A 24,169-nucleotide genomic window follows, 5' to 3' on the forward strand; every position below is an offset into this window, starting at 1 on the left:
TATTGCGATTATGAATCTCTGTTTTAGAAATTATTCTTAGCATTGACTTCTATCGGAAGCAACCTTCGTCCAACAGAGGTAAGAACAGCGCCCATCGGGTATATCGTGGCGCTAGCAAGCAACCGTTTATGAGCAGAATGGATAAGCCGGAGAGGCAATCGAATATAGAGCTGCTTCGAATAGCTCTAATGATTATGATTATTACCCACCATGTTATAGTACATGGCTTGGGTTTGGCAAATATAGGGAGGCGTTCGTTTCATTTTGATAATCTCACCTACTGGGCAATAGCAGCAAACTGCATAGTGGTGGTAGCGGTTAACGTGTTTGTGTTTATCTCGGGCTACTTTGGGATAAAGTTTAGGCTACGCACCCTTTTCTCGCTATTCTTTCAGGCGGCATCCTACTCGTTTTTGCTCTTCGTGCTGTTTGCAACCATTAATCCGTCTATCTGGAATGCTACTAACGTAGTGAACTCGCTGCTACCGATATCCCGAAACATGTGGTGGTTTATTTCTACCTATATTGGGCTGTACATCCTTTCGCCGATACTAAACAGCGGCGTGCAGTCGCTGGATCGAAGACAGTTTAAGTTGATTATGGTTGGCCTGCTCTTCATCAATTGCTTTTCGGGATTCTTCTTTGGAACTATCTCGGAGAAGGGATATTCCATATTCAACTTTATTGTCATATACCTAATTGGGCGCTACGTAAGGCAGTACTCCATAAGCTTTAAGTCGCCTCTGGCTTTCTTTATTGCGATTAGCTCGGTTATCTTTTGCCTAACGATGCTGCTGTTGCACTACCAAAAGCAGAGCACCGTTGTCTGGCTCTTTGCGTATAACAACCCGTTGCTAATCATCTCCTCAATATCGTTCTTCTTTATATTTAAAAATCTTGATATTCGGTATAGCCGTCGAATTAATGTAGCGGCAAGCACGGTACTTGGGGTATATATGATTCACGAATATAGCAGCATCCGATGCATCCTTGTTGCTTGGGTATCTAGCCTAAAGGCTACCTATGGCGATTCCGAGGTGCTATTTGCTGGCGCTATTGGACTGCTGGTTCTGTCTATTTTTGTTACCGGTGCTATTATCGAGCTAATTCGAAAGCAGGTAAGCGAGGCGCTCATCGAACGAATTACGTCTAGACTAAAGAATAGTAGCAAGGCTCAACACCTAATCGTATTTGCGCGATCGCGATTCTCTCCTCAAGGTAAAGGTGTAGGGCAGTAGCTTACCTACTACAAATAGTAATGTCCTAAGGACAAATTTTGAGTGGTGGGAATACCACGTAGTGGTTACAGTCTTGTAGAATAGCATTCTCCCATCTGCATTTTTCTCCGTAGGAGATATACAATCGCAAACAACAACAAGGTAGCCCGAAACCTAAAGGTTTAATTACAATCGAAATGGCGAGGGAATACGCGTAATCATGGGATTCCTAAGCGCGCAATCCCTTCGATTTTATCTAGCCGAGTTAGGATAAAAGAGGTAAAAGTTTTAGCTTAGCAGTATAGATGCTCCGTTGGTAGCAATAGTTTAGTGGTACCGCTAATGCAATAATTCCTTTTATTGAAAATAAGGAATCGGCCAAGCGGATAGGTGATGTAGGTATGCCTTACGGAAGGTTGATTGACCCAAAAAGAAGAATATGACTTTTGATCCAGAATTTAAAAGAGCCCTAGAGCTGCTACCCAGCAAGGAAAAGGATAAGCTGATACTAAGGCTGCTAAAGAAAGACATGAAGCTGGCAAGTAAGCTCCGTTTCGAGCTGGTTGATACCGATTCGGTTCAGGATAAAAGAGAGCAGCTTAAAAGCGAAATAATAAAGGACATTAAGCATGCTTCCGATACCTACTACTCTCCCGGATACTTACTGATGGATGCTCGCACCATAAGCGGAAAGATAAACGAGCATGTTTACATTGCTAAGGATAAGGTTGGCGAAATAAGCCTGAATTGTACCTTGTTACGACAGCTTATGGAGCTAAATAATGGGCGCATTGCTGCCGAAAGGTACGGCAAGGCCTATACTTTAATCATCTATATTGTGGCACGCATCTTTAAGATCCTAATGCTTATCCAAAAGCAGCATGAAGATCTGCACCTGGAGTTTAGGGATGATATAGAATCCATAGGAAATTTGGTGGGCAATAATAGCAGCTTAATGAAAGCCGCCATTCATAATGGCTTAGACGTTAACTGGCTAATTCGGTTCGATATACCTGTAAATATTGCCGATATCTATAAGAATTTACGCGAAAGGGGGCTGCTGAAGTAGCATACATCTCATTATCTTTCATATTTTATTTGCAACAGATTTAGTTAATAACAACATAGCATCCATGAAATATCGAGCAATACTAGTTCTTCTGCTTATTTCGCTATCGGCAGCAGCGCAAAAGCCAGACTTCTTAAGCGGCATCGGTTGCAAGATGCTTAGCAACGAGCGGTATGGTGCGGCAAAGCGCAACGTATTCGACATTATTATGCCTAAGAGCGGGCAGCCGACGGCATTGGTCGTTTATATTCATGGTGGAGGTTTCCTTTGGGGCGATAAGCAGGAGGCGTACGAAAGGAGAAAGGAGGATATCGCCTACTTTCTGCAGCACAATATTGCATTTGCCACCATTAGCTACCAGTTCTATAAGTCTGACGATTCACTAGGTGTAGGAAGATGCCTGAACGATGTAAAACGGGCTATTCAGTACATCCGCCATAATGCCTCAAAGTATAACATCGATAAGCAGCGTATTGGCAGCTACGGCATCTCGGCAGGAGCCGGATCGAGCTTATACCTCGCCTTTCACGACGATTTCGCCATTAAGGGTGATTCAACGTTGCTCGGCGAATCGACTAGACTACGATGTGTAGGGGCAATCTCCACTCAGGCTACCTACAACCTATTCCGATGGTTCGATTTTATTCCGAATCTTGGCATGGTGGCTTGGCTAAAGAAGAAGCAATTCTACTCCTCTATGGCTAATTTTTACGGCTACCCAACCTATAATGGCTTTAAGCCGTTAATTGATAGCATCCCAAAGCAGTACGATATGCTTCGAATGATTTCGCCTGACGATCCTCCGGTATATGTGATTAACATGCAGAAGAAGCGCTTCCCCAAAGATTTTGATATTATAGAGCATCACAGGGGGCATGCAATGGTGCTATCGAAAGAGCTGGCGAAGAAGAACGTTAGGCATTACATGTACATCTATAGTAAAAAGACGAAATTGGAGCAGGATGTTTCCTATTCGGTTAAGGAGTTTATGGTGGATAATTTAAAGTAAAATTTCAGAGGACGCTACTTCGCAGGAATATATTAGCCGTTGTATCACAGATATAAAAGTAGGACTGGCAGCACTTTAGTGCTGCCAGTCCTACTTTATTAGGATGATCATGCCGTATGGCCTTACATTTTACTTTTTGGTTAGCTTCTCCAATTCTTCGGGGTAGCGCGATCCCACGTTGGGGAAATGGGCGAGCAATGCTTCTATCTCCTCAATGTCGGTAGGAGTAAGGCTTACGTCTACCGCTCCTGCATTATCCTCCAGCTTTGCTCTTTGCTTAGTTCCAGGAATAGGAATAATGTTGTCTCCTTGAGCAAGTACCCACGCTAGCGCTAGCTGGGCTGGCGTACATCCCTTGGCTGAGGCCATATCGGCAAATGCGGCTGCTAGGTGCTGGTTGTTCTCCCAATTCTTGCCCGAAAAGCGAGGAAGTGTTGTTCTCCAGTCGTTACTATCCATCTTTTCCCTATCAATGGTGTTGGTAACTAAGCCACGTGCTAGTGGGCTAAATGGAATAAACGATATGCCGAGTTCTTTGCAAAGGGGAATAATCTCCTTTTCTACATCGCGCGTTAGTAGCGAGTATTCGCTCTGCAAAGCCGTAATGGGATGCACCGCGTTTGCCTTGCGGATGGATGTTGCCGATGCTTCCGATAGTCCTAAATAGCGCACCTTACCCTCTTTTACCAGCTCGCTCATGGCACCCACCATTTCCTCAATTGGTACGTTAGGATCAATACGGTGTGCGTAGTACAGGTCGATGGTTTCAATCTTAAGCCTGCGAAGGCTGGCCTCTACTGCTTTGCGCATATATGCAGGCGATACATCGAGTTTGAATGCATTTTCTTGTGTAGCGCTAAACCCGAATTTGGTGGCAATAATAATTTTATCTCTATTGGGGACTAGCACCTTGGATATTAGCTCCTCGTTAGCGCCGCTGCCGTAAAAGTCTGCGGTATCCCAAAAGTTTACCCCAAGCTCAATAGCGCGTTGAAGAGTTGCCACCGATTCCTCGTCGTTTTTACCCGTGTAGGCATGGCTCATGCCCATGCAGCCTAACCCAATAGCAGATACCTTTTCGCCGGTTTGTCCTAATTCGCGATATTTCATCTTTTTATCTTGTTGATTTGTAACGCAAAAATAGGCTATGGAGGTTTGAGTTGCATAACAGAATTCAAACAGATAGCTATAAAATTCAAGCTGCTACTTGCGTACGATAAGCGGTGTCAATCCTGTTTGTTTCTTAAAAAAGCTATTAAAGTAGGCAGGGTATTCGAAACCGAGGCTATAGGCAACATCGGCAATGGACCAGTCGGTATTTTTAAGCAGCAATCTTGCTTCGCGTATAACCCGATCGGCAATATGCCACGATGTGGTGTGATTGGTAATTTCCTTAACTGCACGATTAAGGTGGTTAACGTGCACCGATAGCGAACAGGCAAAGTCGTTTGCCGCTTTTAGCTTTAGCGGATGCTTTATTGGATCAACCGGAAATTGGCGTTCGAGCAGCTCTAAAAATAGGTTTGTAATACGGGTTGATGCATCGGTATAGGTAAAGTAGCTGTCGGATGGCTTCATCTTAAGCGCTTCGTGTACTATTAGCTCCAGGTAGTTTTGGAGAAGAAGCGACTTGTACCTGTATTCGCTGCCAATCTCAGCAAGCATCTTTTCGAATAGTATGCTTAGCGTTGCCTTTTGCTGCTCGCTTAAAAAGAATACAGGGTCGGCTCCAATTTTAAAGAAAGGCGAATCGTTTAGCAGCTTATTTTGCGTAACGAACTCTTCGGTAAATAGGCAGCAGTAGCCCGATTGGTTTTCAGACACTGTTTCCCAAGCGTATGGCACTAGAGGATTGAAGAACACAAGGGCGGCTTGATCTATTTTTATTCCTTTGCTGGCATAGCATAGCGTGCCATCGCCTATCATTAGCGATATCTTGAAGAAATCTCTGCGGCTATATGGAACTTGCTTGTTGTAAAAATCCTCACGACGAATAATGTAGATGGTGCCGCCATCGGAATGCAGAGTCGAATTATCAATTAGTTCGGAAGATATTCCACACGCTTTTTGAATTTCGATGAGATCTTCGATAGATTTTATGTCTTGCATATCGCTAAATATTTGCTGAAACTATAAGTAAGTGCTACTTATTAATCTATCCTAGTTTGCACCTATACTTAATGCCGCCTAACTCTGAATATAGATTAGGTTACGAAAACCAAATATGCTGCACCACTATTTTTATACCAATGACAATCAGGATTATTCCTCCTAGAATTTCAATTTTCTCACCGTAATGCGCACCAGTTTTCTTCCCAAAAAAGATGCCGAGCATCGAGGCTAGCACTGTAACCCCTCCAATAACGATAACGGCAAGCGGAAGGTTAACGTCGAACATCCCGAAGCTAACGCCAACAATTAGCGCGTCGATGCTGGTGGCAATTGCCATTCCAACCATCACCTTTACATTAAGCGGATCGAACTCCTTATCATCATCTTTGCTGAAACTCTCGTAGATCATTTTAGCGCCAAGTGCACCAAGTAGAATAAAGGCAATCCAATGATCCCACTCTTCGATAAATCCCTTAATGCTTGTTCCTAAAAACCACCCGATAGCAGGCATTAACCCTTGAAAAGTTCCCAGTACAAAGGCAATTCGAAGCGCTTGATTAAAGGTAATCTCTCGTTTCATCAGTCCGCTTGATACCGAAACGGCAAAGGTATCAAAGCAAAGTCCAACGGCGAGGGCAAAAAGGGTGAGGAATTCCATAATAAAATGACTGCTATAATGTTGTAAATTCGCGGCAAAAGTACCAAAAAGGGTGGATATGCAGGCATAAAGCTTCATGCATCTTTGTATTTTTGCAGATCACGATAAGGAGAACATAATGGATTTTAAGCTCACATCCGAATTTAAGCCAACGGGCGATCAGCCCGAAGCCATTCGTCAGCTGGTGGAAAATATTAAGGGAGATAGTAAGTATAGCGTGCTTCTTGGAGTAACGGGTTCGGGCAAAACATTTACCATGGCTAACGTGGTGGCGCAGCTTAACCGACCTACGCTTATCCTTAGCCACAACAAGACGTTGGCTGCGCAGCTTTACGGTGAGTTTAAAACCTTCTTCCCCGAGAATGCGGTGGAGTACTTCGTATCGTACTACGATTACTATCAGCCCGAAGCGTATATTCCTACTACCGATGTCTACATTGAAAAGGATTTGGCTATTAACGACGAACTGGAGAAACTAAGGCTAAGCACTACATCGGCGTTGCTGTCGGGTAGGAGAGATGTTATTGTTGTGTCGTCAGTATCATGTTTATATGGTATTGGTAATCCCGAAGACTTTCATGCAACAACCATAAAACTCCAACGCGGTCAGCTGCTTAGCCGAAATAAGTTGCTGTACGGTTTGGTAGATGCGCTCTACTCGCGCAACGAGGTGGAGTTTGCCCGTGGTCGCTTTAGGGTTAAGGGCGATACGGTTGATGTTTACCTCGCCTACAGCGATAGCGCATACCGTATCTCCTTTTGGGGTGATGAAATAGAAAGCCTTGAGATATTCGATCCTGTTACTGGTTCGGTTATCGATGAGCCAGATGAGGTACTTATCTATCCAGCAAACCTATTCGTTACCACCAAGGAGCGAATGAACAATGCCATTCGTCAAATACAGGATGATTTGGTGCATCAGGTAGAGTTCTTCAATAGCGTTGGAAAGTTTGCTGAAGCAAAGCGCATAAAGCAGCGGGTTGAGTACGATATGGAGATGCTAAAGGAACTAGGGTACTGTACTGGCATCGAAAACTACTCTCGCTACTTTGATGGACGTAAAGCGGGCATGCGTCCATTCTGCTTGCTCGATTACTTCCCTAACGATCGCTTAATAATAATTGACGAGAGCCACGTGACAATTCCGCAGGTGCGTGCAATGTACGGCGGCGATTTCTCCCGAAAAAATAACCTGGTTGAATACGGTTTCCGACTTCCTGCAGCAATCGATAACCGTCCATTAAAGTTCGATGAGTTTGAGACGCTGGTGAACCAGGCGGTATTTGTAAGCGCAACTCCGGCTGATTACGAGCTAAAAAAGAGCGAAGGCGTAATTGTGGAGCAGGTTATTCGCCCAACAGGGTTGCTCGATCCTGTTATTGACGTCCGTCCAACAGCAAATCAAATAGATAATTTGCTCGAAGAGATCTACAAGCGGACAGAGAAGGAGGAGCGAATCCTTGTAACTACGCTTACCAAGCGTATGGCAGAGGAGTTAACCAAGTATCTTGTTCGTATGGGCATCAGAACGCGCTATATTCACTCCGATGTAGAAACGCTTGAGCGCATTCAAATTATGGAGGATCTGCAAGCCGGATTGTTTGATGTGCTGGTAGGAGTTAACCTTCTTCGCGAAGGGCTCGATTTACCGGAAGTCTCTTTGGTTGCTATTCTTGATGCCGATAAGGAAGGATTTCTTCGTTCTGCACGTTCGCTAACCCAAACGGCAGGCCGTGCAGCCCGTAATATTAATGGTCTGGTAATTATGTATGCCGATAAGATTACCGATTCGATGGAGAAGACCATTAGCGAAACCAACCGACGCCGCGAAAAGCAGGCTCGTTACAATATCGAGCATAATATTACGCCTCGTCAGGTTTACAAATCGTCAAAAGGTGCATTAAGTAGCGATTTACTTTCTAAATCAGCCGAAGGGAAGGCCTACGTTGAACCCGAAAAGGTTAGCGTTGCTGCCGATCCTATTATTGGTTATATGTCTAAAAATGAAATTCAAAAGTCAATTCAACTGGCAAAAGAGAATATGGAGAAGGCCGCTAAGAATCTCGACTTTATTGAAGCTGCAAAGTACCGTGATGAGATGTTTGCCCTGATAGAAATAGCAGATAAGAAAACGAAGTAGGGCTGCTTCAATTCTTTCGAACTTATTAAAAGGTAAAAAGGACAGATTTTCATCTAATGAATCTCTGTCCTTTTATCGTGTGTGTGAAAAATGGGGCTAATTAATGTCTATTGCTTCTATACGGCAACAATACTATTACTGCAAGAAGGATGCCTACCATCATTCTTCGTTCTGTAAATATATACTTAATAATAAACTTGAACCATCAATTGGTTGATTCCTATTTGTATGCGATAAATAATAAAAGTTTCAGTTATTCTCGGGGATTTGAATTGAATAAAAAAGTGTTGAAGACATTCCACATGTTGAGAAAATGTGTGATTCAAAAGTGTGGAATGCTGTTTATTGGTGTTGTTTTTTATGTACGATAACATTAAAAGATGGTATTTCAACGCAATACATGGTTTGGCGACTAAATATTGTTAAATGGGGACTTACGAGGTTACATTTTTATTTCTGATGCGTCTTATAGGTGGAATCATCAGAAAGAACAATCTAAATTATCGAAGGTCGTTCCTAGAAGTTCCAAGTGTTGTAGTAGAATAGTTGTGCACATCTTAATTCATCTACATTCATTGATTAAATGAATTAGTTTTTTGTTTTACAAAAACAATTATAGTGATGAAAACGATGAAATGTTTTCTAATTGGAATGCTTATTCTGGTTGGAAGTTATGCAAGTGCAATTACAGCAAAAGAAAGTAATCTAGTAGGCAATTATTTCCTACAAAAGTCCTTAATTACTAACGAGGTAAAGGCTGCTCTTTCAAAAGATGGCGATGGAAATTTGAAGCCTATCTTCATTTATTCGAAAGCTAAATTGAATAGGGAACTAGATAGCAGCATGACTATGGTTCATGTTCAGAATGTTGAAATGACCATGAATGATAAGGTGCAAGCGGAAGTTACTCTTGTTTACCATATCGATAATAATATCGAGGTAACTCACACTTTTATTTTGGATAATAATAAAAATTGGAAGTCGGTAGATGCTTCTATTCATTACTTTAATAGTAAGAAAATTTAGTTCGATTCTTCTCCGTATTATTTATTTGCTAAAATAAAAAGGACAGATTTTCAAAAGTGAATCTCTGTCCTTTTATTTATGTGTTTTACTATTCAACGTCGAACGTTGTAGTAATTATTCCATATTTAAACAAAGAGAGGTCTGTAATTTTCAGACCTCTCTTTTTATTTGTAGGTAAATGCTATTCGTTTTTACCGTGACAAGCTTTGTACTTCTTGCCGCTTCCGCAAGGACAAGGATCGTTACGACCAATTTGCTTCCCAACCTTTACAGGTTCGTTGTGCTTTGGTTCGCTAGCGTTCGATGATAGTTCGTTACGGCTAGTGCTTAAACGGTTAAGGTCTACCTTTTGGCGATTTTCGTGTTGTTCCTGCATTTGAGGTCTTTGCTCCTCGTTTTCGCGGAATGGAATGTGACCACGAAGCAGTGACGAAAGCACGTCGCGGTTAACCTTTTCGAGCATTGAGCGGAATAGGTTGTATGACTCGAACTTGTAGATCAAAAGCGGATCTTTTTGCTCGTAAGTCGCATTCTGAACGGATTGCTTTAATTCATCCATTTCACGAAGGTGCTCCATCCAGTGCTCGTCTATGGTGACCAGCATTATGGTTTTGGAGTACGACTTTATTACCTCTTTACCCTTTGACTCGTATGCTTTCTTGAGGTTTGAAAGGATGTTGAAGCCCTTATGTCCATCGGTAATTGGGACAACTATATTTTGGTATTGAGCCGCCTGATGTTCGTAAACATCCTTTACTACGGGCCAAGCCTGATCTGCTATTTGCTGTGTTTTACGTTCGTATACGCCCTTTATGTTTTCGTAAATACGATCGGAAAGTGCTGACTCGCTTAGCGATTTGAATTCCTCTTCGGTTATTGAGGTTTCAATTCCGAGTTGCCTGATGAGTTCTAGTTGATAATCCTCGTAATTCATCTTACCATGAACTTGCTCGGCAATGGTAAGTGAGAAATCGCTCATCATGTTGTCGATATCTATTTCAACGCGTTCGCCGTTTAATGCGTGACGGCGACGGGTGTAGATAACTTCACGTTGAGAATTCATCACATCGTCGTATTCGAGCAAGCGCTTACGAATACCGAAGTTATTCTCCTCAACCTTCTTTTGAGCACGCTCGATGGATTTTGAAATCCAAGAGTGTTGAATTACTTCACCCTCCTTTAGACCAAGGCGATCCATCATTTTCGACATTCTATCGGAGCCAAATAGACGCATCAAGTCATCTTCTAGCGAAACGTAGAAGAGCGAAGTTCCTGGGTCTCCTTGACGTCCTGCACGACCACGTAGCTGGCGGTCTACACGGCGAGATTCGTGGCGTTCTGTACCAATAATTGCCAAACCACCAGCTTCCTTAACCTCTGGGGCTAGCTTAATGTCGGTACCACGACCTGCCATATTCGTTGCAATAGTTACCTGACTAGGACGTCCTGCTTCTGCTACGATTTCGGCTTCGCGTTGGTGCTGCTTTGCGTTAAGTACGTTATGCTTAATGCCGCGTAGTTTAAGCATACGCGAAAGTAATTCCGAGATTTCTACAGAGGTTGTTCCTACAAGGACTGGACGTCCTGCTTTGGTAAGGACATCAATCTCATCGATAACAGCGTTGTACTTTTCTCTCTTTGTCTTGTAAACCATATCCTCCATATCCTTGCGGACAATTGGGCGGTTGGTTGGGATCACAACTACATCTAACTTGTAGATTGACCAAAGCTCACCTGCCTCAGTTTCGGCAGTACCGGTCATACCTGCAAGCTTGTGGTACATACGGAAGTAGTTCTGTAGGGTAACAGTTGCAAAGGTTTGAGTTGCTGCTTCTACAGTAACTTTTTCTTTTGCTTCAATTGCTTGGTGTAATCCATCAGAGTAGCGCCTTCCTTCTAGGATACGTCCTGTTTGCTCGTCAACAATTTTAACCTTGTTGTCCATAACCACGTATTCTGTGTCCTTTTCGAACATCGCGTAGGCTTTGAGCAGCTGGTTAACCGTGTGTACGCGCTCCGATTTGATGGCGTATTCTTCGAGTAGCCTATCCTTAGCAGCAAGTTTTTCTGTAGGATCTTGGATGTTTTTCTCAAGATCTGCAATTATACTTCCTATGTCAGGGAGGATAAAGAAACTCTTATCGTCAAAAGACTTAGAGATTAGGTCAATCCCCTTGTCGGTTAATTCTACAGAATTTTGTTTTTCGTCAATAACAAAGTACAGATCATCGGTGATGATGTGCATGTTCTTGTTATTGTCTTGCATGTAGAAGTTCTCAGTTTTAAGTAACAGGGATTTAACGCCTGGCTCGCTGAGGTATTTAATTAATGGCTTGTATTTAGGAAGCCCTTTATGTGCTCTTAGTAGAAGTTTGCCACCTTCTTCAGAGTTTCCGTCGGTTATAAGCTTTTTTGCATCAGAAAGCAGCTGGGTTGCCAATTTCTGCTGAACGTTGTATAGCCTTTCTATATTGGGATTATACTCGTTAAATAGCTGATCTTCGCCCTTTGGAACTGGACCAGAAATGATCAGCGGAGTACGGGCATCATCAATAAGAACGGAGTCAACCTCATCGACGATGGCAAAGTGATGCTTGCGCTGAACGAGATCTTCTGGGTTAAACGACATGTTGTCGCGAAGGTAGTCGAAGCCAAACTCGTTGTTTGTACCAAAGGTGATATCGCTGTTGTATGCGGCACGGCGAGCCTCTGAGTGTGGCTCATACTTGTCGATGCAGTCAACCGATAACTCGTGGAATTCGTAGATTGGTCCCATCCATTCCGAGTCGCGTCGGGCAAGGTAGTCGTTCACGGTTACAACGTGAACACCCTTTCCGGTAAGTGCATTTAGGAATACAGGTAAGGTAGCAACAAGGGTTTTACCTTCACCAGTTGTCATTTCGGCAATTTTGCCATTGTGAAGAACTACACCACCAATAAGCTGTACATCGTAGTGCACCATATCCCAGGTAATCATAGTTCCTCCAGCCATCCAGCTGTTGGCCCAAATTGCCTTATCACCTTTAATTACTACGTTTTCCTTTTTTGCGGCTATATTGCGGTCAAAATCGGTGGCTGTTACTTCAAGCTCGGTGCTTTCCTTAAAACGTCGAGCTGTTTCCTTTACAATGGCGAAGGCTTCAGGTAGAACCTCAAGTAGGACAACCTCGATTGTGTCGTCAACCTGCTTGGTTAGCTTGTCAATTTGGGTGTAAACTGTTTCCTTCTCTTCGATGCTAATAGCATCCGATTCCATCTGTAACTTCAGATCAGCAATTTTAATTTCATCTTCAGAAATTCTTTCCTTGATGATTTCACGAAGCCTTTTGCTTCTTAACCTTAGCTCATCGTTGCTAATTTGAGCAAGGCTGGGGTAAATTTCCAAAGCCTTCTGAACATAAGGCATAACCTCCTTTATGTCTCGATCAGACTTACTACCTCCTAAAAAGGCTTTCAATAGAGCGTTTACTATACTCATTAGACCTATAATATTTTGTTATTGAGCACAAATAGTTGTTCGCTTAATGTAAGCGGCACCAAAGATAGCAAAAATAGCGAGTGTACACTTCTAAATGCTGTAAGTACAGCATCGAACAGCTAATTCTTTTAAAATAAAATAGAATAAGTTTCTCAGGGATTATTCAAAATCGAGCCCTAGGGCTTGTTTAAGCGTCAGAACAGCGGGATTCTTTTGGATCATAAACTTAAACTTCTCGTCGATGGTATAGGGGCGTGAGTTTGTGCTATCTGCCTCTACAACATTAAACTCAAGTTCAAGCATTGGGCTTCCTAGCGATTTGCGAATAAACCCGACAAGTTCGTTGCAGATGGTCATTATCTCTTCCTTTTGCTGTTGATTTACAACGTCGAAGGAGATGTGGTTATCGTCAATAATGTTGGGCTTGCTGGAGAGGAGGGCGTTTCCGATTCGGGGTCTTGACGCTTTAATGTGGTTTGCAAAACGATTCCACACCTGTTCCATGTTTTTGGGTGTGAAATCGACCTCCTCTACCATTGATTCGAAGGGCTCTTCAACCTCATCAATGCTATCCGATGCGTCGGCACCTGTATCGTTTGTTGACGATGGGGTAGGTGCAGGTGGGGTTACTTTCCCCGCGATTGCATCCTTAACCGAGAAGGAAGGGGTTCGCTTTAGCGATGGCAGTGATGGACGTGCTTGAGGTTTTGCCTCTTCCTGCTTTGGGGCAGGTACACTTCTGGTGCTGCTTGCTTGGGGCTGCGATGATGCCGCTGAATTGCTTGCTGGAGTTACTTGAACAGAACTAGCGGTGTCTACACCGCTCATTAGATCGCCTAGATTTCGTTCGCTAATTTTTTTTTTCTTCACCAATGTAGCAAAGGTGAAGCAGCGCAAGTTCTACATGGAGCCGGGGATTACTGCTGGCTCGATAGCCAACGTCGCATTTATTGGCAGCCGCCATTGCCTCGTAGAGGTAGGTGACGCTGCAACGTGCAGCCTGATCTTTGTAGCGGTTGGCGATGCTGGCTCCAACTTCGAGCAGCTTTGTCGATTGTGGGTCTTTGCAAACGAGCAGGTCGCGGAAGTGGATGCAAAGCCCAATTATAAAGTGTTGTGCATCGAATCCCTTTGCTAGAATTTCGTCGAAAAGCACAAGGGCCTTGACATGATCCTTTGCTAAGAACGAGTCGGTTAGCTGGAAGTAGTAGTCGTAGTCGAGCACGTTAAGGTTTTCGATAACCTTGGCGTAGCTGAGGTGGGTGCCGCAAAATGCAACCACCTGGTCGAAGATTGACAGCGCGTCGCGCATGGCACCATCAGCCTTGTGCGCAATAATGTTTAGCGCCTCTTCCTCGAAAGTTATGCCCTCCTTTTGGGCAATCTGGGTAAGGTGCTTTACGGTATCTTCAATCCCCATTCTGTTGAAGTCGTAAATCTGACAGCGCGACAGAATGGTGGGTAGAATTTTATGCTTTTCGGTGGTGGCAAGGATAAAGATGGCATGTGCTGGTGGTTCCTCCAGCGTTTTAAGGAACGCGTTGAACGCACCCGACGAGAGCATGTGAACCTCGTCGATGATGTACACCTTATACTTGCCTATCTGTGGGGGAATGCGCACCTGATCGGTCAGGGTACGGATATCTTCAACCGAGTTGTTCGATGCGGCATCGAGCTCGTGAATGTTGTACGAGCGGCCTTCGTTGAAGGCCTTGCACGATTCGCACTCGCCGCATGGCTCCATGTCGGCGGTTGGGTTAAAGCAGTTGATGGTTTTGGCAAAGATGCGGGCGCAGGTGGTCTTTCCAACACCACGTGGACCGCAGAATAGGTAGGCGTGCGCTAGCTGCTTTCGTTGGATGGCATTTTTCAGGGTTGATGTGATAGACCCTTGACCAACAACGGTGTCGAAGCTTGCCGGACGGTATTTGCGCGCTGATACAATAAACTCTCCCATTCTTTTGTCCAAAATCTTTGTTCACGACAAAGATAGTCACCCATGCCGCATTTCAAAAATATAGGGTGAGATTAAATTCCCACCCTATGCTATTTTTATCGAAACAATTTGTTGCCGGATTACTGCTAGTTGCTTAGCACCTCGACGTAGGCAACGTAGTTATGCTCTTTGGTTACCCTAGCATCTGCAAGCGTGATGTAGGCTGCCTGCTTCTTGCTGGTGTTGTCTTCAATCTTTACGCTTTCCTTCTGGTTGAGCGGCTTAATTTTATCCACATCGCAGATGGCGTTAACGAAGCCTTCGCCCTGAACGAGCTCCTTGGGGAATAGTTTGCTTACGGGTGTATTGATAACCTCCGAAGGTTGATACCCCCATAGCTCTGCTGCCTTTTTGTTGAATACCTCGATGATGCCTTGCGAGTTGAAGCATACCATGGCGATAGGGGCGTTGTCAACTGTTTTATCGTTACGGATGCGGATTCTTTCAACCTCCTTGTACTGATGGGCCAGCTGCTCGCGCACCTCTCGAACTTTTCGGTTGATTTCCTCTTCGGTCTTCGAAAGGGTATTCTTGAGCTGCTCGGTAGTTTCCTGAAGCTGCGCGTACTTGTCTTCGACAGCCTTTATTGCCGACTTGTCGGTGCCGATAAGTACAATCTTAACGATGTCGTCGTTAAAGTTTCGGATGCCGATCAGGGTGACGTCTAGCGCCTTTACCTGCCCGTCGAAGCTGGTGAAGTTGATGATTCCATCGAAGGAGCCTTGGTTGATGAGCTTCATCCAAGCCTTTTCGAACTGAGGCTTGTCGAGGTCGTTGATGAATTCGTTGATGTTGTAGATGGCTTGAGGATCTGTGTAGGCAAGCTCGGCTTTGAGCTTGTCGTTTACCACAACCAGGTCGCCGGTATTGGTGAGCTCGGCCTGAAGCAGCGAGGTGTTTACCGCCGATACTACAGCCCTCATTTCGAGTTCTTCCTTTTTCTGCTCTGTAACCTCAAGGGCAAGGAAAAGCACCTTGTCCATTTCTCCGCTGCTGCGGTTTATGCGGCTCATGGAGGTAACCAGGTAGATGGTTTTGTTGATGAAGTTTACGCACTTCAGCTCGCCATCGTGGCATTTGTCCTCTGCTACAAGGTTTGCCCAGCTGTTACGGAACGAGGCAAGTGCATCGGGATGGATAAATGAGGTGATATTCTTTTCGTAGACATCGTCGAAGTGGGGGACTTCAAACTTTTCGAGGAAGAGCTCGTTGGCTGCAACAAGGTTTCCGTCGGAGTCGAACTCTGCACGCATGTGCACGCTGTCTAGCGCGCTGATGTACCCGGAAAGGCGCTCGGTTTGGCGTACGGAATCTTCCTGAGTAGCCTGCAGCTCCTCCATATTCTGGCGCATCTCCTCCTCCTGCGAGGCGAGCATTTCGGCCTGCTCCTGCGAATCGCGGAGAAGCGTGGCGGTGCGGATGTTGATCTTTACGTTGGCAATGGTTGACGCGATGCTCTCGGCAACTTTCTCTACGAATTCTACTGCATGAGGCTTGAACTCGTTGAACGAGGCTATTTCGAGTACGCCGTGGGTTTCGTCGTTGAACTTCAGCGGAACCAGCAGCAGGAACTTGGGGTTGGCATGCCCCAGCCCCGAGGTGATGGATAGGTAGGAGTCGGGCACCTTTTTAAGGTTAACGGTCTTCCCTTCCTTGGCGCATGCGCCAACGAGGCCCTCGCCTAGGTTGATGAACTTTTCGACAAACTTGCGGCGCTCGTAGGCGTAGCAGGCCTTCATCTCGTAAACCTTTTGGCCTTCCTCGTTTTCGGTAAGCAGGTAGAGGCCTCCTTGGTTGGCGCCAACGTACTTCACCAGCTGGCTGATGATGTTGTACGAGAGCTCGGCCATATCATCGTTGTTGGCTCGAAGGATTTCGCCAAACTTGGCAAGCCCTTGGGCGACCCAGTGGCGCTGCTCGTCTTCGCTCTTGCGAATTCCCTCTTCCTCGGTGCTGGTCTTAAGGGAGTCGCGGAGGTCGAGGATCGAGGTGATCAGCTGATCCTTCTTGTCAAAGCCGTTGCTGACTTCAAAATTTCCCTTCTTGATCTCGTCTACAAGCGAAATGAGCTTGGTGTTGCGCTGCTTGTCCTTCTCGACAATCTCGGCGAGCGCATCCTCCTTCATACCGGTGCGTAGGCCCCAGCGGTACCCGCAGAACCCGAGCGCGAATGGCAGGATATCTACAAATAGGAAAGAAATACTTCGGGCATGGATGTCACCTATCAGGCCTAACGAAAGGGCCTGGTTGGTTACGATTGCCTCTACGACGATGGCCAAAAGCCACATTCCACAGCCAATTAAAAACAGGTAAAAGGCATACTTTTTGGAAAGCATGGTTGCGTTATCCCTCATCACAAACTTTTTTGATGGATAGGTTTGAATATTCTAATGCAAAGAAAAAAATATTCTTCAATTAAATCTTAGAAATTGTACTGTAAAGAAGTTAAAAATCTAAACCCATTTACGGCCTTTGCGTTGGCCACTTTCCCCTTGTTGCTATAATCGGCAGTACCCCAGTAGGCCCGGTTGAGCTCGCCCTCGACGCCCAGCGTGAAGTTCTTGTACGCGTAGGTGAAGCTGGGCGCAATGCGGATCATCTCCTTGAGGTTTAAAGCACGACCGTATACTAGGTCCTTATTTTCAACTATATTTTTGGTAAAACCATTATTGCTTAGGTAGCCAAAGGTTCCACCAATACGGTACTTTGTGCCGTAGCTAAAGTTGATTAGAATTGATGTTCCCTTTGACGGTGCGTATTGCTGAACGCCTGTAATTGGATCGATTTCAGAAACACCGTACCCGCCCTGCATCAGGAACTCGGTGAGGTTTTGCCCGAAGAGCTGCTTGGCGATCACAAACAGCTTCTCGGAGGTGTAGTTGTAGTACCCCAGCACCGCATGCGAGCTTACGGTGTTGTCGTTTTGGTACTTTTTGCCGTCGGGGGCCATGTTGTACACGTTGGGGCGGAGCATCTTGAAGTCGTAGGTGAGGCCGATGGTCGATCTCCCGAAGGTCTTGCTCACCTGGAAGTCGAGGTTGGGGATCACGGCGTTCCTTAGGTAGATGGAGCTCTTGCCGCTTGGGCCAAGGCTCTCGTAGCCGCTCTGGTAGTTGATGGAGCCAAGCAGCTTAACCCCGCTGCCAGCATTATATATATAGGTAACCTGTGGGTTGCGGCTGAAGCACTGGAAGGGGGCGCCCGTATTCAGCGAGAGCGTCCGGGGCAGAAATTGTGGGATGCTGAGCGGGTGCCACGCCTGGCCCACGATCAGCGTGGAGCGGCTCCACGTCAGGTTTAGGTTGGCCAGACGGAGGCGGAGCAGGGACACCTCGGTGGTGCCGGTGAAGTCGGCCTCGACAATGGCGTTGGCTTTTGCCCCAAAGATGTCGGGGCCAGCAGCGGTAACGCGGAGCCTAGTGGAGAGGGCGGTGGTGTTGGTGGTGGCCACCTTATTCAGGTCGTTCCCGGCGGCGTCGTACTCTGGGGCAAGCGGGAAGTAGGTGAATAGCCCGTCGACCCCATCGGTATTCCTGCGGGTGTCTATCCAGCCGTCGGCCTTCACAAATCCCGAAAGCTTTACCTTAATGTCATCGCTCTGCGCGGTGGCGCAAAAGGCGGAAACGGCCGCGGTGGCAGTAAGCATAAGTCTCTTTACCATTCTTAACGATTTTAATTGGAGGCTGCAAAGTTATCCTTTAAAGGGACTTCTCCAATCCTTCGGGTGAATCCCCGGGGGGCGTTTTTAGGTCAGATTGTGCTAGGTGCAGGTGCAATTGCGGAGCCGCCACATGCCATTGCGTTATGGTCAGGGTCGATTGTGCTCGCGTCAGATACGGTTGCGTTTACGGCAGATGCAATTGCGAAGTCGCCACATGCCTTTGCGTTATGGTTAAGGCCGATTGCGCTCGCGCCAGATGCGATTGCGTCAGGGGTAAGCTCGATTGCGAGGCCTCCACATGTCATTGCGTTATGGCCAAGCTCAATTGCGAGACCGCCACATGTCATTGCGTCATGGTTAAACTCAATTGCGAGACCGGTACATGCCATTGCGTCATGGCTAAACTCAATTGCGAGACCGGCATATGTCATTGCGTCATGGCCAAACTCGATTGCGAGACTGCCACATGTCATTGCGTCATGGCCAAGGTCAATTGCGAAGCGGTCATACGCCGTTGCACCAGCGGCAGGGCCGATTGCGGTAGCGGCTCGGGTGGCTTTAACTTTTTAGCTTGGCGCTGCTCCGAGGCTGCACCAAAAAATGAAATAAACAATACCTTTGCTTACCTCTGTAATAGCAATAAAGTAATGGTAGGAACTGTCATCAAATCACTCGTATCGCAAGGTAAAAGGGTCATCATACCCGATTTTGGCGCATTCCTGATAAAAGATAGCACCCTTAGCAGCATCCTTACGAAAGAAAACATAACGTTTAGCCCCTTCCTGAAGTACAACGATGGCTTTCTGGAGGGCGAGCTGGCCCACGCGCACGGGCTGCCTAAGGACGATGCCCGCCTGCAGGTGGCAGCCTTCGTGGAGGCCGTGAAGACGGCCCTAAACGTCGATAAGAAGGCCTACGAGATTCCTGGGCTGGGCTTCTTCTACAAGGATAAGCAGGGGAATGCGGCATTCTCCATCACCTCACCTTCCGAGGAGGCACCTGTTAAGGCTGCTGCTAGCATGCCCGTAGCCGAGGTAGCCCCCAGCGCTCCGGTGGAGCCCGAGCTGGTCGGAAAGCCAGTAGAGGAGGCGGCAAGCGCCATCCCCAACATCATATTCTCGCCCTCGCAGGCGGAGGCCCCCGCAGCCGATACGGGTAAGGAGGTTGAACCTGTCCTCGAGCAAATCGAGCAGAAGCCTGCCGCAGCCGAAGTGAAGGCCGAGAAAAAGGTGGAAAGCCGGCCATCGAAGCCGATCAAGGAGGAAAAGAAGCAGGAGCAAGTGACGCGCGCGAGCGAGACAAGCACCCCCACCGCGCCAAGGCGAAAGCCAAAAGCGCTGCTGGTTAGCTTTATTCTGCTTGCGGGTGCGCTTTTCGTGCTCAACTTTTTCTGGTCAGATATCTTCGGAAGCCAATCCGACGCTTCAAAGCCAAAGATTGTGCTCGATCCAATAGATTCGGAGCAGAAGGCTGCCGAAACCGAGAAGCTGGAGGCCAAGGAGGTTGCCCAGGATGCCATCGACGACCAGGTTGTCTCTACGGTAGAAAAAACGGTCAACAAGCCCACCAGCACCGATCAGGAGAAGCCCGTAAAGGATGCCGAGCCAGCCAAGAAGGTGGAAGCCCCTAAGTCAGCCGATAGCAAGAAGGTTGCTGCCGCCGACCCCAAAAAGGGAGCCAAGGAATCGTCCAGCACAGCCGGTAAAACCTACGTGGTGGTGCTCGGCTCGTTCCAAACCAGCGAAGGTGCAGACAAGCACGTAGAAAACCTGGCAAAAAAGAAGATAAAGGGGCATGTGCTTCATCGAAGTACCGTTTACTCGGTGGTAACCGCAACCTACAAGACCTACGAGGAGGCGCAGGCGGAGCAGGAACGCGCAAAATCGCTGGGGGTTGACGGATGGATAAGCTCAAAGTAATGGAGAAAAGCGCGAAGGTGGTTACGTATGCCGAGGTAGGAGAGGTCTGCTACCAGAAAAAGAAGGGGGTACGGCGCGTCTCCATCGTGGTAAAGCCATTCAAGGGGGTCGTGGTAACCATGCCCTACAGCGTCAGGTTCGAGGATGCCGAGCATTTTGTGCTCCAAAAGGCCGATTGGATTGAGATGGCCAGGAAGAAGATGGCTAACCTCGAAACCCGGAAGACGGTGTTCAACGAGTCCTCCTCGTTTAGGACGAAAAAGAGAACCCTCACCTTCGTACGGCATGCGGCAGAAAAGGGCGTTGTCTCGTGCCGCATCCTGCAAAACGAAATCCTGATATCAGTTCCCGAAGGAGTCGATACCGAGCACCCAACCGTGCAGGATATAACGGTAAAGGCTATCGAGCGGGCATGGACGTTGGAGGCAAAAGAAATGTTCCCCCAGCGCGTTGCGCAGCTGGCATCGGGCTGCGGATTTACCTACGGCAACGTTGCGGTAAAGAAGATAAAGTCGCGGTGGGGCAGCTGCTCGCATCAGAACAACATCAACCTCAGCGTTTACCTAATGCAGCTGCCCGATTATTTGGTCGATTATGTAATCCTTCACGAGCTATGCCATACGGTGGAAAAGAACCACGGACCAAGCTTCTGGGCATTGCTCGATAAGCACACAGGCGCCAAGGCAAAAATGCTTGCAAAGGAAATGAAGCACTATAGTACGCGCTACTTCTAGGGGATAATGGTGTTCATGTCGTTGATGAACCCCATCGTTTTGCTGTAAAAGCTATCGGAAAGCGTTTTGAAGTAAGCCCTCCGCTCTTTTGCCGGAAGCCTCTTCGACTCCTTCGAGTTTATCTTTCGAATGGTTTCCTGCTGGAGCTTATCGCAGCGGGACATGATGCTCCATATTAGCTCAACCTCATTGCTTGTACCAAATAGCAACTCTACGTAGCATTCATTTTGCACGTTGTCGCAAAGCGACTTTACCTTTTTCTTTAGCTGTTTTACACTTGCCATGGTTTCTTCGGGAAAATTTGATATGGTTAAAGTAAAACTCTTTTTATTTTAAATCAACATCTAAAAGTGTTAAAAATGAAGCTGCAACTCTTTGCTTCGAGAATTGCCTAAAACGTAATGTAACGGCTGTAGTATGTCTGAGATAGCAGAAATATCATCGTCTTTTTACTTGTTATTGAAATAAAGGCTACCTTTAATCTCGCAAAAAAATACATTAATAATATATGCGAGTTAAAAGTGCTCTCCTGTTGTTGCTGATGCCCATGCTTTTTGGGTGCGACAAAATAGTAAACAATGCCGACTTACAAGCTGGCGTTTCGCATCAACTAGTTCAAGAAAGGGAAAAGAGCATCTGCAACCTTTCCTACAGCATTCGATTTAGTATTCCTGAAGCGGTTTCGGAGCCAGTTCAAGGCCGTGAAACTATCTCATTCGATTTTAAGGATGATGTTGGACGTGTTGTCTTGGACTTTACGGGGAACTTCACTAGCATAAAGAGTGTAGAATGCAATGGTAAATCGGTAAAGTACGAGTTGGCTAAGGAGCATATTGTCTTTCGATCGAAGTACTTTCAGAAGAAGGGGAACACGGTAGCTATCGAATTTGTGGCAGGGGATAAGGCGCTAAACCGCAAGGATGATTTCATGTATACGCTTTTTGTTCCCGATAGGGCACGAACTGTTTTCCCTTGTTTCGATCAACCAGACTTAAAGGCTCGTTTCGAGCTAGAGTTGGAGGTGCCTCGGGGATGGACTGCCATTTCGAATACTCGTATTGCCGATTCTGCTGCTATCTCTAATACGCGGACCTCTCTCCGATTCGAGCGATCGGATCTTATAAGTACCTACCTCTTTTCGTTTACTGCGGGTAGGTTCTTCAAAGCATCGAAGGAGATTAATGGGAAAAAGTACAACATCCTTTACCGTGAGACCGATGAGGATAAAGTCGCCCAAAGCCTCGATTCCATATTTTACATGGTGGATTATTCGGTGCGGTGGATGGAGCGCTACACGGGCATTCTGTATCCATTCTCGAAGTACGACTTGGCGATAATCCCATATTTCCAGTTTAGCGGGATGGAGCATCCTGGTTCGGTTTACTTTACTGATTCTAAAATGTGGCTTGGCGAGAATGCCACCATGCCAGAGAAGCTCGCTAGAGCCGAACTTATTGCGCACGAAACTGCTCATTTGTGGTTTGGCGATTTGGTTACCATGAAATGGTTTGACGATGTGTGGATGAAGGAGGTTTTTGCCGGTTTCTTTGCTGATAAAATCGTGAAGGAATTATTCCCTGCTGTAAACAGCGATCTTCAGTTTGTGATTGCGCATACGCCTAAGGCTTATAGCGAAGATCGTACAAAGGGTACAAACCCAATTCGGCAGAAACTCGACAACCTGAATCTTGCAGGAACAATGTACGGCAATATTATCTACCATAAGGCACCCATTGCAATTCGTTCGCTGGAAAATCTGATGGGGCAGCATGCCTTTCAAAATGCCTTGCGCGAGTACTTAAAGACATACACGTTGGGGAATGCAGATTGGAACGATTTGGTGAAAATCTTCGATAAGCATGCCAAGTTTAGCGTTACGAGCTGGAGTAAAAGCTGGATAGAAAGTGCAGGCATGCCGACGTATGCCTACGATGAACTTCATAACGATGGCGCAGATTGCGGAATTATACTGAGACAAAAGTCTCCGTCCATCAGTAAAATTCCCTTCCTCCAGCTCATAGAATTTTCTAGGATTCCTAAAGGGAGAGCAGTTGCTCAAACGGTTTTAATTGGGAAGGAAGGAGATCGTGATCAAATGCTAAAGTTTCGAGGCTGCAAAGGGACGGATGAGTGCTTAATACCCAATTCGAGTGGCTTGGCGTACGGAAACTTTGAGATGGATTCCGCTAGATGTGCCTCAATTGCTCGATGCTATCCCAAAATGGATAACCCCGTACATCGGGCTTCCTGCTTAATCACCCTACACGAGAATATGCTTAACGGCAATTTTGATGGTAGATCGATGCTTTCCCTGCTGAGCCAAGCGGTAGTGAAGGAAAAGAACGAGCAACTTGTTAGCCTAATCCTGGATTACCTCTTCACATCTCAGCTTTACTTTGTTCCTAAAGATGATATTAGAACGAGAGTGATGGTCGAGAATTCGCTTTGGAAAGCCTACTCGACATCAGGCGATAAGAAACTCCAAATTCAGTACCTAAGAACAATCTCTAAGTTGATGAATTCCGAGGAATCCGTGAAGAAGATGCTCCAGATTTGGAAGGGCGAAGTGGTAAAAGATAAGAGATGGATTTCGGAAGTGGACCTTCAGAACATTGCGTTTGAGCTGTGCGTAAGGATGCCGGATGATGCTAGCGCTATCCTTAGCCTTGCCCGAAGAGGAGTTAAAAGTACAGATAACCTGCGCCGTTTCGATTTTGTTTCGAAAGCGGTAAGCCCCGAAAAGATTATCAGAGATAAGGTCTTTGAATCGCTTCTGCATGTCGATAATAGAAAGCAAGAGGCTTGGGTTGCTGATGCGCTTAAGCTCCTAAACCATCCTTTACGCAATGACGATTCGAAGGAGTATCTTGCTAAAGGGCTGATGATTTTACCCGAAATCCAGCAAACCGGCGATATCTTCTTCCCTAAGAGCTGGATTACATCGCTGCTATACGGCCATACCTCGATGGACGACTACTCGATAGTGAATGGCTACATCAGCAAGGAGGAAAAGTCGCTGTCGCCTTCGCTTCTATCGAAGGTTTACCAGGGAACCGATATGCTTAATCGATCGATAAGCATCCTGAATAATAGGAATGAAAAGCATTAGCGGATATTGATATCGAAAAGTAAAGAGCGCACCGGAAAACC

The 24,169-nt window shown here is 46.1% G+C and carries 15 protein-coding genes and 1 pseudogene; 8 read left to right on the forward strand and 8 right to left on the reverse strand.

The window, feature by feature from the left end; genetic code table 11:
• Positions 1-128 precede the first annotated feature (128 nt).
• The 3 genes from ACHZA1_RS16610 to ACHZA1_RS16620 all read left to right on the forward strand — a co-directional run bounded on the left by ACHZA1_RS16610 (position 129) and on the right by ACHZA1_RS16620 (position 3,295).
• Complete coding sequence (locus ACHZA1_RS16610) at positions 129-1,238, forward strand: acyltransferase family protein (protein WP_320052984.1); 1,110 nt, start codon at positions 129-131, stop codon at positions 1,236-1,238.
• A gap of 418 nt (positions 1,239-1,656) precedes the next feature.
• Positions 1,657-2,286 (forward strand): hypothetical protein, encoded by a 630-nt coding sequence (locus ACHZA1_RS16615; protein WP_320052985.1) that lies wholly within the window; start codon positions 1,657-1,659, stop codon positions 2,284-2,286.
• A 64-nt stretch (positions 2,287-2,350) separates the two neighbouring features.
• Entirely contained in the window at positions 2,351-3,295 is a 945-nt protein-coding gene (locus ACHZA1_RS16620; RefSeq protein WP_320052986.1) for an alpha/beta hydrolase, read from the forward strand.
• Positions 3,296-3,424: 129 nt separating this feature from the next.
• Here ACHZA1_RS16620 and ACHZA1_RS16625 read toward each other — a convergent pair whose 3' ends face one another.
• The 3 genes from ACHZA1_RS16625 to ACHZA1_RS16635 all read right to left on the reverse strand — a co-directional run bounded on the left by ACHZA1_RS16625 (position 3,425) and on the right by ACHZA1_RS16635 (position 6,065).
• Positions 3,425-4,405, reverse strand: coding sequence for an aldo/keto reductase (locus ACHZA1_RS16625; RefSeq protein ID WP_320052987.1), 981 nt, complete (start codon positions 4,403-4,405; stop codon positions 3,425-3,427).
• 93 nt (positions 4,406-4,498) lie between these two features.
• Entirely contained in the window at positions 4,499-5,404 is a 906-nt protein-coding gene (locus tag ACHZA1_RS16630; protein ID WP_320052988.1) for a helix-turn-helix domain-containing protein, read from the reverse strand.
• A 100-nt stretch (positions 5,405-5,504) separates the two neighbouring features.
• A complete protein-coding gene (locus ACHZA1_RS16635; protein ID WP_320052989.1) occupies positions 5,505-6,065 on the reverse strand; it encodes a manganese efflux pump MntP family protein in 561 nt (186 codons plus the stop codon).
• A gap of 118 nt (positions 6,066-6,183) precedes the next feature.
• On the opposite strand from ACHZA1_RS16635, the gene uvrB reads away from it, so the two are divergent.
• Together uvrB and ACHZA1_RS16645 are read left to right on the forward strand one after the other, a co-directional pair.
• The gene (uvrB, locus tag ACHZA1_RS16640; protein WP_320052990.1) at positions 6,184-8,205 is read left to right on the forward strand and encodes an excinuclease ABC subunit UvrB; all 2,022 of its coding nucleotides are present in this window, start codon (positions 6,184-6,186) and stop codon (positions 8,203-8,205) included.
• 621 nt (positions 8,206-8,826) lie between these two features.
• Positions 8,827-9,231, forward strand: coding sequence for a hypothetical protein (locus ACHZA1_RS16645; RefSeq protein ID WP_320052991.1), 405 nt, complete (start codon positions 8,827-8,829; stop codon positions 9,229-9,231).
• A gap of 181 nt (positions 9,232-9,412) precedes the next feature.
• Here ACHZA1_RS16645 and secA read toward each other — a convergent pair whose 3' ends face one another.
• The 4 genes and pseudogenes from secA to ACHZA1_RS16665 form a co-directional block, all read right to left on the reverse strand.
• On the reverse strand, positions 9,413-12,709 hold the full coding sequence (gene secA, locus ACHZA1_RS16650) for a preprotein translocase subunit SecA (protein WP_320052992.1): 3,297 nt from the start codon (positions 12,707-12,709) through the stop codon (positions 9,413-9,415).
• Positions 12,710-12,868: 159 nt separating this feature from the next.
• Positions 12,869-14,666: pseudogene (locus ACHZA1_RS16655) on the reverse strand (DNA polymerase III subunit gamma/tau).
• Positions 14,667-14,791: 125 nt separating this feature from the next.
• Complete coding sequence (locus ACHZA1_RS16660) at positions 14,792-17,059, reverse strand: GAF domain-containing protein (RefSeq protein WP_320052993.1); 2,268 nt, start codon at positions 17,057-17,059, stop codon at positions 14,792-14,794.
• A 68-nt stretch (positions 17,060-17,127) separates the two neighbouring features.
• Complete coding sequence (locus ACHZA1_RS16665) at positions 17,128-18,366, reverse strand: hypothetical protein (RefSeq protein ID WP_320052994.1); 1,239 nt, start codon at positions 18,364-18,366, stop codon at positions 17,128-17,130.
• Between the two features lie 647 nt (positions 18,367-19,013).
• Between ACHZA1_RS16665 and ACHZA1_RS16670 the strand changes: the two genes are divergently transcribed.
• Together ACHZA1_RS16670 and ACHZA1_RS16675 are read left to right on the forward strand one after the other, a co-directional pair.
• Positions 19,014-20,285: an SPOR domain-containing protein gene (locus ACHZA1_RS16670; RefSeq protein ID WP_320052995.1), complete on the forward strand. Its 1,272-nt coding sequence runs from the start codon at positions 19,014-19,016 to the stop codon at positions 20,283-20,285.
• Positions 20,285-21,019: a SprT family zinc-dependent metalloprotease gene (locus ACHZA1_RS16675; protein WP_320052996.1), complete on the forward strand. Its 735-nt coding sequence runs from the start codon at positions 20,285-20,287 to the stop codon at positions 21,017-21,019. Before ACHZA1_RS16670 ends, ACHZA1_RS16675 begins: the two co-directional genes overlap by 1 nt.
• On the opposite strand, the gene ACHZA1_RS16680 is transcribed toward ACHZA1_RS16675, so the two are convergent.
• On the reverse strand, positions 21,016-21,303 hold the full coding sequence (locus ACHZA1_RS16680) for a hypothetical protein (protein ID WP_320052997.1): 288 nt from the start codon (positions 21,301-21,303) through the stop codon (positions 21,016-21,018). The genes ACHZA1_RS16675 and ACHZA1_RS16680 overlap by 4 nt on opposite strands.
• Positions 21,304-21,527: 224 nt before the next feature.
• Between ACHZA1_RS16680 and ACHZA1_RS16685 the strand changes: the two genes are divergently transcribed.
• On the forward strand, positions 21,528-24,128 hold the full coding sequence (locus ACHZA1_RS16685; protein WP_320052998.1) for a M1 family aminopeptidase: 2,601 nt from the start codon (positions 21,528-21,530) through the stop codon (positions 24,126-24,128).
• Positions 24,129-24,169 lie beyond the last annotated feature (41 nt).

The sequence above is a fragment of the uncultured Acetobacteroides sp. genome, assembly GCF_963667355.2.
GTDB lineage: Bacteria > Bacteroidota > Bacteroidia > Bacteroidales > ZOR0009 > Acetobacteroides.